At 40.4% G+C, this 508-nt stretch carries 1 protein-coding gene; it reads right to left on the bottom strand.

Features of this window, described 5'->3' with window-relative positions; translation table 11 throughout:
• On the bottom strand, nucleotides 1–322 hold a 322-nt coding region (crcB, locus tag R7Q46_RS30565), incomplete at its 3' end, for a fluoride efflux transporter CrcB (protein WP_318078763.1).
• Nucleotides 323–508: the final 186 nt, after the last annotated feature.

Below are 508 nucleotides of genomic sequence, written 5' to 3'. Positions count from 1 at the left end.
ATAAGATGTTTAAACCCATTTTAAAGAACGCACCTTGCTGCATAAGCAGTACGTTATCCATAGAAAATGTTGAAAAGGTGGTAAGCGCACCAAGGAAGCCTAGGCCAATCACTTGTCTCCATGGTTCAGTTGCTAATATTTCACTTTCAAATGCCGCAATGAGCAACCCCATGATGAAAGAGCCAACAACGTTAACAGTCAACGTACCGTAAGGGAAACCCCGTCCGAAAAGTAAGACACAAAACGCAGACACTAAATATCGAGAACACGCACCGATTGCCCCACCGAGTGCGATAAAGCCTAAAATAGAAAACTGCCCCATAATTCCCCCAATAAGTTCTGATGATATTGTAATCAAAATCGCTCGGCTATCGGTAACACAATCTTAGAATTCGACAATATAATCGCTTTAAAACCACTAAAATATTTAAAAGTTACAGGAGTCACTTTTACATACGTTCCAAGCAATTTTTCATAGGAAGAACCCTTAGGGGAATTTGCGGTTTAG

Source organism: Vibrio sp. 811, from assembly GCF_033339195.1.
Note: the sequence above shows the minus strand (reverse complement) of the source record. Positions and strands in the feature narration are given on the sequence as shown.